General features: G+C 42.7%; 13 protein-coding genes and 1 pseudogene. 12 read left to right on the top strand and 2 right to left on the bottom strand.

What is annotated here, in order from left to right:
- Positions 1-354 precede the first annotated feature (354 nt).
- Both gltB and IM496_RS16800 read left to right on the top strand, forming a co-directional pair.
- Positions 355-4929 (top strand): glutamate synthase large subunit, encoded by a 4575-nt coding sequence (gene gltB / locus IM496_RS16805; protein WP_287662642.1) that lies wholly within the window; start codon positions 355-357, stop codon positions 4927-4929.
- 93 nt (positions 4930-5022) lie between these two features.
- Complete coding sequence (locus tag IM496_RS16800; protein WP_287662640.1) at positions 5023-6324, top strand: Swt1 family HEPN domain-containing protein; 1302 nt, start codon at positions 5023-5025, stop codon at positions 6322-6324.
- 163 nt (positions 6325-6487) lie between these two features.
- On the opposite strand, the gene IM496_RS16795 is transcribed toward IM496_RS16800, so the two are convergent.
- Positions 6488-6607 carry a type II toxin-antitoxin system Phd/YefM family antitoxin gene (locus IM496_RS16795; protein ID WP_002777099.1) on the bottom strand — a complete coding sequence of 40 codons (120 nt, stop codon included), beginning with the start codon at positions 6605-6607 and terminating at the stop codon, positions 6488-6490.
- 244 nt (positions 6608-6851) lie between these two features.
- On the opposite strand from IM496_RS16795, the gene IM496_RS16790 reads away from it, so the two are divergent.
- The 10 genes and pseudogenes from IM496_RS16790 (at position 6852) to IM496_RS16750 (ending at position 10252) form a co-directional block, all read left to right on the top strand.
- Positions 6852-7091, top strand: a complete 240-nt coding sequence (locus tag IM496_RS16790; RefSeq protein WP_002750644.1) for a hypothetical protein — start codon at positions 6852-6854, stop codon at positions 7089-7091.
- Complete coding sequence (locus tag IM496_RS16785; protein ID WP_287662638.1) at positions 7091-7519, top strand: putative toxin-antitoxin system toxin component, PIN family; 429 nt, start codon at positions 7091-7093, stop codon at positions 7517-7519. The genes IM496_RS16790 and IM496_RS16785 overlap by 1 nt, the downstream gene beginning before the upstream one ends.
- Positions 7516-7725 (top strand): DUF4926 domain-containing protein, encoded by a 210-nt coding sequence (locus tag IM496_RS16780; protein WP_228009722.1) that lies wholly within the window; start codon positions 7516-7518, stop codon positions 7723-7725. The genes IM496_RS16785 and IM496_RS16780 overlap by 4 nt, the downstream gene beginning before the upstream one ends.
- A gap of 150 nt (positions 7726-7875) precedes the next feature.
- Positions 7876-8124 (top strand): hypothetical protein, encoded by a 249-nt coding sequence (locus tag IM496_RS16775; RefSeq protein ID WP_002738017.1) that lies wholly within the window; start codon positions 7876-7878, stop codon positions 8122-8124.
- Positions 8117-8527, top strand: a complete 411-nt coding sequence (locus IM496_RS16770) for a type II toxin-antitoxin system VapC family toxin (protein ID WP_002750647.1) — start codon at positions 8117-8119, stop codon at positions 8525-8527. Before IM496_RS16775 ends, IM496_RS16770 begins: the two co-directional genes overlap by 8 nt.
- A gap of 274 nt (positions 8528-8801) precedes the next feature.
- Positions 8802-9026, top strand: a complete 225-nt coding sequence (locus tag IM496_RS16765; RefSeq protein ID WP_002791634.1) for a C2H2-type zinc finger protein — start codon at positions 8802-8804, stop codon at positions 9024-9026.
- Positions 9016-9147: pseudogene (locus IM496_RS22485) on the top strand (putative toxin-antitoxin system toxin component, PIN family); the annotation flags it as partial. The gene IM496_RS16765 and the pseudogene IM496_RS22485, both read left to right, overlap by 11 nt.
- A gap of 140 nt (positions 9148-9287) precedes the next feature.
- Entirely contained in the window at positions 9288-9578 is a 291-nt protein-coding gene (locus tag IM496_RS16760) for a putative toxin-antitoxin system toxin component, PIN family (protein WP_287662635.1), read from the top strand.
- A 111-nt stretch (positions 9579-9689) separates the two neighbouring features.
- Positions 9690-9848 carry a hypothetical protein gene (locus IM496_RS16755; RefSeq protein ID WP_194015364.1) on the top strand — a complete coding sequence of 53 codons (159 nt, stop codon included), beginning with the start codon at positions 9690-9692 and terminating at the stop codon, positions 9846-9848.
- Positions 9849-9880: 32 nt separating this feature from the next.
- Positions 9881-10252 (top strand): ribbon-helix-helix domain-containing protein, encoded by a 372-nt coding sequence (locus IM496_RS16750; RefSeq protein ID WP_287662633.1) that lies wholly within the window; start codon positions 9881-9883, stop codon positions 10250-10252.
- Positions 10253-10272: 20 nt separating this feature from the next.
- On the opposite strand, the gene IM496_RS16745 is transcribed toward IM496_RS16750, so the two are convergent.
- The gene (locus IM496_RS16745) at positions 10273-11985 is read right to left on the bottom strand and encodes a HEAT repeat domain-containing protein (RefSeq protein ID WP_502861852.1); all 1713 of its coding nucleotides are present in this window, start codon (positions 11983-11985) and stop codon (positions 10273-10275) included.
- Positions 11986-12109: the final 124 nt, after the last annotated feature.

Here is a 12109-nt window from a genome sequence, read left to right as displayed (position 1 = left end):
ATTAGAGAAGATGCAAGGGTGATGCAAGGGTGATGCAAGGGTTTTAAGAGATTCTAGCAGATTTAAGTGCATTTGGGAAGCTCTCAATCAAGCTAAAAGCCCTTTCCTGTAAGGTTTTTACCATTATTCAGCCAACCCTATTTAATCGCCAAGAAAAATCGCCGTGACCCATTTTTAGGTTCTAGAATGGTCGGAAGTTGGATTCGGTGTAAAGGAACCCTTGTGACATCGAAACATTTCCTTAAGATATAAGACCGAAGGTCCAGTCTGGATACAAAATTGATATACCTAGAATCGCTACTCTGGCTCACCCTCTAGGCCATTCCCTTCCAGACTGCTAGGCTATTAGACAAGATGAATAACAATCAAACTCCACGGAAACAAGGACTATACGATCCCCAATTTGAACATGATGCTTGTGGTGTCGGTTTTATCGTTCATAAAACGGGTAAAAAGTCCCACGATATTGTTGAACAGGCCTTAACAATTTTACTAAACCTCGATCACCGTGGCGCGTGCGGTGCGGAAAAAAATACGGGCGATGGGGCGGGTATTTTGTGCCAAATCCCCGACCTATTTTTCCGGAAAGTGACCAGTAATCTAGGTTTTACCTTACCAGCAGCGGGACAATACGGGGTAGGAATGCTCTACACGGCCCCTGATGCCGAAATTCGCGGGAAAAGTCGCCAGGAATTCGAGAAAATCGCCGCCGAAGAGGGGTTAAAAGTTCTCGGTTGGCGTGATGTTCCCACGGATAACTCTAGTTTGGGCAATTCGGCCAAATCTACCGAACCCTTTATCGAACAGGTTTTCATCGAACGCGATGCCAATTTAAGCGATGATCTGGCCTTTGAACGCAAATTATACGTTATTCGCAAGCGTTCCCACCTCAATCGTCAATCCTTTAATCGTTACTGGTATCCTTGCAGTATTTCTAGTCGTACCATTGTCTATAAAGGGCAATTAATGCCGGTACAGGTGGGTGACTATTTTCCCGATTTACACGACCCCGACTTTCAAAGTGCTTTAGGATTAGTCCATTCCCGTTTTAGTACCAATACCTTCCCCAGTTGGGAACGCGCCCACCCTTACCGTTATATTGCCCACAATGGCGAAATTAATACCCTGCGAGGTAATATTAACTGGATGCACGCCCGTCAGTCGATGTTTGCCTCACCCTTATTCGGGGAAGACATCAAAAGAATCCAGCCGGTTATTAATATCGAGGGTAGTGACTCCTTAATTTTTGATAATGCCCTAGAATTAATGGTTTTATCGGGGCGTTCTCTTCCTCACGCTGTCATGATGATGATTCCTGAACCCTGGGCAGCCCATGAATCGATGAGTGATGAGAAAAAAGCCTTTTATGAATACCATTCCTGTTTGATGGAACCCTGGGATGGTCCAGCCTCGATCGCTTTTACCGATGGTACGATGATGGGAGCAGTGTTAGACCGCAATGGTTTACGTCCTTCCCGTTACTATGTCACCAAAGATGACCTAGTAATTATGGCATCGGAAGCGGGAGTTTTACCCATTGAACCAGAACGCGTCGCTTTTAAAGGTCGTCTGCAACCCGGCCGGATGTTCCTTGTGGATATGAAAGAAGGTCGTATCGTGGCCGATGAGGAAATAAAAGCAGGTATTGCCAACGCTAAACCCTATCGCCAGTGGTTAAACGAAAATTTAGTCAATTTAGACGATTTACCGGCCGTTGAAACTGCGCCACCGGAAACTGCTGTTTCCCTAATTCAACAGCAAACCGCTTTCGGTTACACTTTTGAGGAATTACGTCTTTTATTAGCCCCCATGGGCCGGGATGGAGTGGAAGCAGTGGGTTCCATGGGTTCCGATACACCCCTAGCCGTCTTGTCCGATCGGCCAAAACTGCTTTATGATTACTTTCAGCAGTTATTCGCCCAAGTCACTAACCCCCCGATTGACTCAATTCGCGAAGAAATTATCACCTCTCCCATCACCACTATCGGCGCTGAGAGAAATCTCCTGGATCCGCAGCCGGAAAGCTGTCACCTGATTAAACTTAACTCTCCCATCCTCACTAACGCCCAATTAGCGCGTTTACAGGGCAATAGCGAATTTAAAACCGTGACTATTCCCATTCTCTTCGATCCCACTTCGGGAGTCGAGGGGATGCGTAGCACAATTGAGGCAATTTGTCAAGAGGTGGACGAGGCAATTTTAGCGGGCGCGAGCATTATTATTTTAAGCGATCGAGGTATCGATAAAAATCACGCCCCGATTCCCTCACTGCTGGCGGTTGCCGGTTTACACCATCATCTCATCCGGCAGGGAACCCGCACCAGAGTCGGCCTTGTCCTGGAATCCGGCGAACCCCGGGAAGTGCATCACTACGCCCTTCTCCTCGGTTATGGTTGCGGTGCGATTAATCCCTATCTAGCCTTTGCCACCCTCGGCAGTATGATCGAGGAAGGTTTATTGGTAGGAGTTGACCACCAGAGTGCCTGTAAAAACTACATAAAAGCCGCCACCAAGGGCGTAATTAAAGTGGCCTCTAAAATTGGCATTTCCACCCTGCAAAGCTACCGTGGGGCGCAAATATTCGAGGCTATTGGCTTAAATCGATCGGTAGTCGATCGCTATTTTACTTGGACAGCTTCCCGCATTGAAGGGGCCGATTTAGAAATTATTGCCAAAGAATCCCTACTCAGACATGGCCACGCTTTCCCCGACCGGGATGTTAATGTGCATACCCTCGATATTGGCGGTGAATATCAATGGCGTAAGGACGGGGAAGCCCATCTTTTTAGCCCAGAAACCATTCATACCCTGCAACAAGCGGTAAAATTGGGCAAATACGACCTCTTTAAGAAATATTCCCAACTGGTCAACCAACAGAATCAAAAATTCTTCACCCTGCGGGGACTATTAACCTTTAAAAACCGGGAAAGTATCCCCATCGAAGAAGTGGAACCGATTGAAGCGATTATGAAACGCTTTAAAACCGGGGCCATGAGTTACGGTTCCATTTCCAAAGAGGCCCACGAATCCCTCGCTATTGCCATGAATCGCATCGGTGGCAAGTCGAACACCGGGGAAGGCGGCGAAGATTCCGAGCGCTACACTTGGACAAATGAACGGGGAGACTCGAAAAATAGTGCCATTAAACAGGTGGCTTCCGGCCGTTTTGGTGTCACCAGTCTTTACCTCTCCCAAGCGCGAGAATTGCAGATAAAGATGGCCCAGGGGGCAAAACCGGGCGAAGGCGGTCAATTACCAGGTAAAAAAGTCTATCCTTGGATTGCCAAAGTCCGTCACTCCACCCCCGGAGTCGGTTTAATCTCTCCCCCACCCCACCACGATATCTACTCGATTGAAGACCTAGCGGAGTTGATTCATGACCTAAAAAATGCCAATCGTGCGGCCAGAGTGAGCGTAAAACTGGTTTCTGAGGTGGGAGTTGGCACAATCGCCGCCGGAGTCGCTAAAGCTCACGCTGACGTGGTTTTAATCTCTGGTTTTGATGGTGGGACCGGTGCCTCACCCCAAACCTCGATTAAACACGCAGGTTTACCCTGGGAGTTGGGACTAGCAGAAACCCATCAAACATTGGTGTTAAATAATCTTCGCAGTCGCATCGCGGTGGAAACCGATGGCCAGATGAAAACCGGCCGCGATGTGGTGGTGGCAGCCCTATTGGGGGCCGAAGAATTCGGTTTTTCGACCGCGCCACTGGTGACGTTAGGCTGTATTATGATGCGGGTTTGTCATCTTAATACCTGTCCGGCGGGGGTAGCGACCCAGGATCCGTTATTACGGAAGAATTTCATCGGGGATCCTGAATATACGGTGAATTTCATGAAATTTATCGCCCAGGAAGTGCGGGAAATTATGGCCGAATTGGGATTCCGCACCTTAAATGAAATGGTGGGGCGAACTGATGTATTAGAGCCAAAACAGGCTGTAGAACATTGGAAAGCGAAAGGAATTGACCTAACTCCGATTCTCTATCAACCGGAGGTAGATGCAGAGGTAGGGCGTTATTGTCAGATTCCCCAGGACCACGGTTTAGATAAGTCCTTGGATATAACCGTTTTACTGGATTTATGCAAGGATGCCATTGAAAAAGGCGAAAAAGTCAAGGCGACACTACCGATTAAAAATATTAACCGGGTGGTGGGGACGATTTTAGGCAACGAAATCACTAAACGTCACTGGGAGGGTTTACCCGAAGATACCGTACATCTCCATTTTCAGGGCAGCGCGGGGCAGAGTTTCGGTGCTTTTGTTCCCAAAGGGGTGACACTGGAGTTAGAAGGGGATGCCAATGATTATGTGGGTAAGGGTTTAAGCGGTGGCAAAATCATCGTTTATCCGCCCAAAGGTTCCACTTTTGTGGCCGAGGAGAATATTATCATCGGTAATGTGGCTTTATACGGTGCAACCAGTGGTGAGGTGTATATTTCTGGGGTTGCTGGGGAACGTTTTGGGGTGCGTAACTCTGGGGTGACTACGGTGGTTGAGTCCGTTGGCGACCACGCTTGCGAGTATATGACGGGGGGTAAAGTCGTTGTTTTAGGGCCCACCGGTCGCAATTTCGCCGCCGGGATGAGTGGTGGTGTCGCCTACGTCCTCGATGAGTCGGGGGATTTCGCCACTCGTTGCAATACCCAAATGGTGGCTTTAGAGGCGCTAGAAGGGGAAGAAATCGACGATTTACGCGAGTTAATTCAACGCCATGCTGATTACACCCAAAGTCAAAAAGCAGCCCTGGTTTTAGCAAATTGGTCGGAAATGTTGCCCCAGTTTGTTAAAGTAATGCCCAAGGATTATAAGCGGATGTTGCAGTGTATTAAAGAGGCGTTAGATTCCGGTTTAACCGGCGATTCTGCTCTCGATGCGGCTTTTGAAGCCAACGCCCGCGATGTGGCAAGGATTGGCGGTAGTTAGAGGTTAAGGGGGCTGAATAAGCCCCCTTTTTTTCAATAGACAAGTTAAAATAGAGGGTAGATGTTGTTTATAGACCTAACTCCTGTCATTCCAATGGACACACAAAACAATTTTCTCACCTTTGAAATTTTTGCATTTGACACTTCTAATCAATCTCATATCAAAACTCCTGATAATTTAGTCTATCTTCTCGCCTCGAATAATTCATTTTGGAATGGAACACCACAAATAGATTGTAACAGTCGCCAAATCAAGGATAATTTTATAGAAATTACAGTAAATCCAATTAAATTTGATCAAGACAGCAAAGATAAATGTATTACAGGTTTTTCAATTGTTGTAAAGGGAGAATATGGTTGTTTAGAACCTCAACGTATTCCAATTTTAAAATTTTTCAAAGACCAAAAATTAGAAAAACTGGATATAGTAAAAGACGAAATTTCTGAACAGATTGCTAATCAAATTTATCCTTGTATTAATCGTGTGGAACGCCGTTTAAGAGACTACATAACGAAATTCATGACAACCAAGATAGGAGTGGATTGGTGGACAAAGGTATCCACCCAAGATTTTAGAAAGAAAGTTGATCAGAGAAAAAATAATGAAAAAGAATTTGCAAGCCATATTGACAATCAACTCTATCTGATAGATTTTGATGATTTAGGTTCGATTATATACAAGCTTTCATCTGGTTGTACAACCAAAGAGGATTTAATTAAAGAAATTGATAGGCTTGAAGAAACTCCCGAAGCAATTCGTAAATTAAGAGAAAAAATTAAAAGCAACGGTGATAAGTTTTTTAAGGAATCATTTAAAGACAGAAATTTTCAATCTAATTGGGAGAAACTGTATAAAACCAGAAACAAAGTAGCTCATAATAATCTTTTTACCCAAAAGGAGTTGGACGAAGCCCAAAAAATATACCAAGACTTAATTCAAACAATCAAGAACGCGGAGCAGAAACTTGAAGGACTGATATTAACTACTGAAGAAGTAGGATTAATACAAGAAGAAGCAAATTCTATAGAAGATAGACAATATCCCATCGAAAAATTGATGGATATAGTAGGAAAGTTACCATCCAAAAAATTGATGGCTCCATTAAGAAAGTCACCATCCAAAAAGATGGATCTAGTAGGAAAGTTACCATCATGCCATTCTCTTATCACTCCTTCTGGCTTAAACTTAAGACGAATGAAAACCGAAAAATTGATGGATGCATTAAGAAAGTTACCATCCGAAAAATTGATGGATCTATTAAGAAAGTCACCATCTGACGGGTTCTTCGGTTTGTGCTATGCAATGGACGGAGTTATAAGGGATGAAACCCTTATAGAGAAGGACATTGATGCGATTTTGTCAATTGTTTTCGATCTAGAACGAACTAATCAATAGAACTCTTGCAAGATAAGGATTTAGTCGATTTATGCCACCCTTTAGGAAGTTGATGGGTGCTGCTACTGAGTCGGGATTCCTTGAGTGTGTAACACAGCAGAGTATGGCTATCGATTAGACATTTCAAGGCAGATACTCCGCGAAGTCTTGTAAGTGTTCTTTATCATCGGCTTAATTTTGCCAGTGGGAAATTATTATCGGTAATTAACAATTCTTCCCCTAGTTTGAGATTGTATATCAGTTCGGGCAGTTTGGCTTGAGCTTCTTGGAGAGAGACAATCATAATTTTACGGCAAGCGGGAAGATGAAAGGACTTTCTAGGCCGATAATACTAAATCCGTTGAGTAACGCACAGAAAACGGGTTTCTCCGAGAAACCCGTTTTCTACTCATGCAAAAATAACCAGATTTGTTATAATTTCTCGATTCTAACTGATCGACGCAGAGAAGGGATAGGCGAACCGAAAACCCTCTCCATTAAGGACTCGTGTTAAACTGATTAATCATGCTGGTGTCTAGAAGCGACCTATGCCAAACTTAACCTTAAGCAACGAACAAGTAATCGAATTAGTCAAACAACTCCCCGAAGCACAGCAACAGGAACTATTTAGATTCCTCATCCAGCGTCAGTGGGGAAATATGGAAGCTATAACCGATTACGGAAGCCAACAGGCAAAAATCGTCGCAGCAGAACGCGGCTACGATTGGGATACCATGACGGAAGACGAAAGAGAAGAATTTATCGATGAAATCGTTCATGAGAAGTAGTGATTTATACTGTTGTCTTCGACACAAATATTCTCATATCTGCTGCGCTTTCTAAAGGCGGTAGCCCGAATAGTTGTTTTTCCCTAGCCCAAAGCAAACTGATTCGATCGGTCACTTGTCCAGAGATTTTAGGCGAATTATCCGAAAAACTTCTACTAAAAATCAAATTTCCTGAAGAACGAGTTAGAAAATACATTGAGGAAATTTGTGATGCTTCTAGCATTGTTTCTATAGGTGGAACACTTAGAGCCGTTCCCAATGATCCCGATGACGATATGATCATAGAATGTGCAATCGCTGGCAAGGCTACCCATATTATCACGGGAGACAAACATCTTCTTTCACTGGTTGAATATCAAAATATTCAGATCGTGAAAGCAAAAGACTTTTTGGACTTTTTAGATCGAAATAATAACCATGAATTATGAACTTTACTCAATGGGATTTTATTAAAAGATATTCGCGAAGCAAGATTATCCGCAGGAGACGTGGGAAATTGGTAGAAAAACATCAAATCGAGGGATTAGAAACGGGGTATAGTGTCGAGTTTTTCGATAGGTTGGGAAAAACGATTACTGTTGTCACCATGGCCGAAAATTCCCTCCGTTTCCCCACCCACGAGGATCGACCTTGACTCTACAGGACTGATATTTTCCCATCTTTAGCAGAATATCGGCATCTAGAAGAATGTGCGATCGCACGGCAGTTATAGTTGAGAGGGTGTGTTACACTAGCCTTAAGGCACTGTGTAGGCCGTAATCGAATTACTTCTCAACAATCCATGATGATAAAAAATCTACGAGTTAGTTATGATGGAATGGTTTTCCGTCCCGAAGAAAAGATTGAATTAGAACCCAATACCCATTACATCATCCAAATTATTTCTCGGGAAGATCCATTAGAAAATAACCATAAAAATGCTTGGGAACTGTTAGAAGAAATGGCTGGCACCTATGAAGCTCCAGAAGATTGGTCAAGGGAACACGATCATTATTTATATGATACTCCCAAAAGAAATATAAGCGATGAATAAGTCCAAACTTTTTTTAGATACGGTCTTTATCCAAGCAATTCTCAATCCTCATGATCAATATCATCAAATTGCTATGCAGTTCCTCCCCTATGTAAAAAATGCAACAGCAGTTTGGGTTACTGAAGCCATTTTTATGGAGGTTGGTAATGCTCTTAGTCATTACAATCGTCCTAAGGTTTCTGCCTTTATCAAGCAATGCTATCAAACCGATAATTTATTCGTTGTTACTATCACTTCTACTCTTTTTCAAAAAGGCTTAAAGCTCTACGAATCAAGATCTGATAAAAGCTGGGGATTAGTAGATTGTTTTTCTTTTATTGTTATGGAAGAAAATCAAATTACCGACGCTTTAACTTCAGATGTTCATTTTATTCAAGCAGGTTTTCAAGCTTTACTACGATAATTAATTAGCGATCACCATTTAGTTAAAGATATAATTTTACGGCAAGCGCGAAGATGAAAGGACTTTCTAGGCCGATAATTTCTCGATTCTAACTGATCGAAGCCCGGAAGGTGTAGGCGAACCGAAAACCTTCTCCATTAAAGACCGGTGTTAAACTGATTAATCATGCTGGTGTCTAGAATTGACCTATGCCGAACTTAACCTTAAGCAACGAACAAGTGATCGACTTATTTAAACAACTCCTCGAAGCATAGCAAGAATGAGCCTTAATAATATGAGCAAAATTTCGATCGAAGTCAGTCCCGAAGCGGCAGAAGTCTATCAATCCGCATCCCCGGAGGAACAAGAACGCGTCCGGGTTCTTGTCGATTTGCTAATTAGAAAGCCAGTTAACAGCGATATCGATTTCTTGAGAAAACTAATGGACGAAATTAGTGATGAGGCGCAAGCTAGAGGATTAACCCCCGAAATTTTAGAATCTTTACTAAATGAGCCTTGAATATTCTTTTATTCTCGATACCAACGTTTTAGTAAGCGCGCTTCTGTCAAAAAACTGCAAAGCTCGTCAGGCATTAGACAAAGCCCAAAATATCGGCAAGCTTTTAATGTCCGAATCTACTTTAGACCTCTTGCAAAAGTCTTAAGTCGATCCTTGTACAGCAACATTTTTGAAGATTATCAACTACTAATAAATAATTAACTGAAAGTCCCTCCCATTATTGTTTCTATTGTTTGTTTTCGGATTTATGCAAGAGGTCTTTTGTTAGAATTGATCACTGTTTTCAATCGTCCCAAATTCGATAGATATGCCTCCTCAGCAAAAAGGCGGCTATTTATAACGGCGATAGAAAGAACTGCGGAAATTGTCGTGATTCGAGAGAAAATCAAGGTTTGCAGAGATGAGAAAGATAATCAGTATTTAGAACTAGCGATCGATGGTCAAGCTACCTGTATTGTAAGCGGTGATTCTGATCTATTAGTTTTAAATCCATTTCGAGAAATCCCAATTTTAACGATTCAAGAATTTCTAGATCATGGCTTTTCCCGTTAGCGATCAGTCTCCCCACCCACGAGCCGGCTAGAGACTCGTGTTAAACTGATTAATTAGGGTTTGCTGAAAAAGTTTGTTGGTGGGGGCAGGGTGTGGGGTGTGGGGTGTGGGGTGTGGGGTTTTACCCATTTTCAGGCGGTCAATTACCTATGTCACTACGCCATTGGCAAAGCTCGAATCGTAGCCAAAGAACGAGGCTATAATTGGGATACCATGACGGAAGAAGAAAAAGAAGAGTTTATCGATAATATCGTTCACGAACCATCATAATATCCACCGAATTATACCAAGTTTATTTTACCATGAATATTACCTTAAATCCCGAATTAGAACAATTAATTAACTCTCAATTAGCGACAGGAAACTATAACAGCATTGAAGATTTATTAAAAGACGCTTTGTTAAATTTAGCGGACAAAAAAAACCGTCAGAATTTAAGCCAAAAAGTTAAAGAACTCTTTGATAAAACTCAATCCTTACCTGGCGTTCAGGATATTACCGAAAAAGATATCGCCGCAGAAATTGAAGCCTATCGGAGAGAGGACTTAAAAGAAAAATGGGCTAAATGGTTTCAAGAAGTTGAAGAAATGGCATTGACCGGCTCTGAAATTAGCGAAAAGGACTATGATAATCTGTTAATGGATAAATATAAACAACAGGGATTGATCCTATGATACTGTGCGATACTGTTCCTTTATTCTGTTCGGTCTTCTGCAAGTTTAGTTTCTACTACTTCAATCATAGCTGCAAATTCCGATTGGCGGTGTAAGTCGATATTGAGGGTATTCATATCTTTAAGAATGTTAGTTAGATTATCAATATTGCCCCTGATTTCATCATATAAGTTTACTGTCGCCATGATACTATTAGTTTTAGCTAAATCAATTTGTTTGTATTTTGCTTGTAGTTTTGCTTTTTCGTCTTCCCAATATTTCAGGTAGTCTATGCGCTCGAAGTCTTTATGAATTCTGGCATCTGGTAAAATAATCGGGAATATTCTTTGATAAAAGTCACCATTTCTGGCAATTTCTACTAATTCAAACATACAGTTTTCTGATTTTAAGTATCTATCGCTGATGACGGCGACGACACATTTCCCCTGTCCAATTTGCCGCATAAAGTTTTTGATGGAGTCTTTATAGCTGGTGTGGGTTTTATCCCGAATAATCTCAATTCCTTTTGCTTCAAATGCTTGGACGAGTTGATTAGCCATTTCGTTGCTGTCTTCTTGCCAGTTGTAGGAGATGTAAACTTGTTGATTCATGGGTTGGGAGAGGGGGTGATAGTATTTAAGTTTGTTTTGAATTGTGTCTAGTGCTTCTCTAGCTTGAGAGAGAGTATCGCCATTATTTAATGTGACAAAATCAGGATTTTTCAGGCATTTGATAAGTTCAGTCATCGCCGCTTCTGAGCCAATATTACCCAAAGCCTCGGCTGCCTTCCAACGAAGATACCCATCAGAGTCTTCTAAAGCCTTGAGTAACCCCAGAATGGCTGTTTCTGTGCCAATGTTACCCAAAGCCTCGGCTGCCTTCCCACGAACATCCTTATCAGAGTCTTCTAAAGCCTTGAGTAACCCCGGAATGGCTGTTTCTGTGCCAATGTTACCCAAAGCCTCGGCTGCCTTCCCACGAACATCCTTATCAGAGTCTTCTAAAGCCTTGAGTAACCCCGGAATGGCTGTTTCTGTGCCAATATTACCCAAAGCCTCGGCTGCGTACATACGAACATCTTTATTAGAGTCTTCCAAAGCCTTGAGTAACCCCGGAATCGCTGTTTCTGAGCCAATCTCAGCCAAGGCGAAGGCTGCGTTGATACGAACAAACCAATTAGAGTCTTTTAAAGCCCTGAGTAACTCCGGAATGGCTGTTTCTGAGCCAATCTCAGCCAAGGCGAAGGCTGCGTTGATACGAACAAACCAATCAGAGTGTTCTAAAGCCTTGAGTAATCCCGGAATGGTTGTTTCTGAACCAATCTTACGCAAAGCCTCGACTGCGTTCCTACGAACAACGCTATTAGAGTCTTCTAAAGCCTTGAGTAACCCCGTAATGGCTGTTTCCGAGCCAATTTTACCCAAAGCGAAGGCTGCCTTCCTACGAACATACTCATCAGAGTGTTCTAAAGCCTTGAGTAATCCCGGAATGGTTGTTTCTGAGCCAATCTCAGCCAAAACCTCGACTGCGTTCCAACGAACACCGCTATTAGAGTCTTCTAAAGCCTTGAGTAACCCCGGAATGGTTGTTTCTGAGCCAATCTCAGCCAAAGCCTCGACTGCGTTCCAACGAACACCGCTATTAGAGTCTTCTAAAGCCTTGAGTAACCCCGGAATGGCTGTTTCCGAGCCAATATTACCCAAAGCGAAGGCTGCCTTCCTACGAACACCCCAATCAGAGTAGACCTCTTGCAAAAGTCTTAAGTCGATCCTTGTACAGCAACATTTTTGAAGATTATCAACTACTAATAAATAATTAACTGAAAGTCCCTCCCATTATTGTTTCTATCGTTTGTTTTCGGATTTATGCAAGAGGTCT

This window comes from Microcystis sp. M049S2 (assembly GCF_020245625.1).
Classification (GTDB): Bacteria; Cyanobacteriota; Cyanobacteriia; order Cyanobacteriales; family Microcystaceae; genus Microcystis; species Microcystis ichthyoblabe_A.
The sequence above is the reverse complement of the archived record's forward strand: the minus strand, read 5'-3'. Positions and strand labels throughout refer to the sequence as shown.

Coding starts and splice junctions, on each gene's coding strand:
- IM496_RS16750 (WP_287662633.1), top strand. CDS start 9,881: ATGAATATTACCTTAAATCCCGAATTAGAACAATTAATTAACTCTCAA.
- gltB (WP_287662642.1), top strand. CDS start 355: ATGAATAACAATCAAACTCCACGGAAACAAGGACTATACGATCCCCAA.
- IM496_RS16780 (WP_228009722.1), top strand. CDS start 7,516: ATGAACTTTACTCAATGGGATTTTATTAAAAGATATTCGCGAAGCAAG.
- IM496_RS16790 (WP_002750644.1), top strand. CDS start 6,852: ATGCCAAACTTAACCTTAAGCAACGAACAAGTAATCGAATTAGTCAAA.
- IM496_RS16765 (WP_002791634.1), top strand. CDS start 8,802: ATGAGCAAAATTTCGATCGAAGTCAGTCCCGAAGCGGCAGAAGTCTAT.
- IM496_RS16795 (WP_002777099.1), bottom strand. CDS start 6,607: ATGATTGTCTCTCTCCAAGAAGCTCAAGCCAAACTGCCCGAACTGATA.
- IM496_RS16770 (WP_002750647.1), top strand. CDS start 8,117: ATGAATAAGTCCAAACTTTTTTTAGATACGGTCTTTATCCAAGCAATT.
- IM496_RS16800 (WP_287662640.1), top strand. CDS start 5,023: ATGGACACACAAAACAATTTTCTCACCTTTGAAATTTTTGCATTTGAC.
- IM496_RS16775 (WP_002738017.1), top strand. CDS start 7,876: ATGATAAAAAATCTACGAGTTAGTTATGATGGAATGGTTTTCCGTCCC.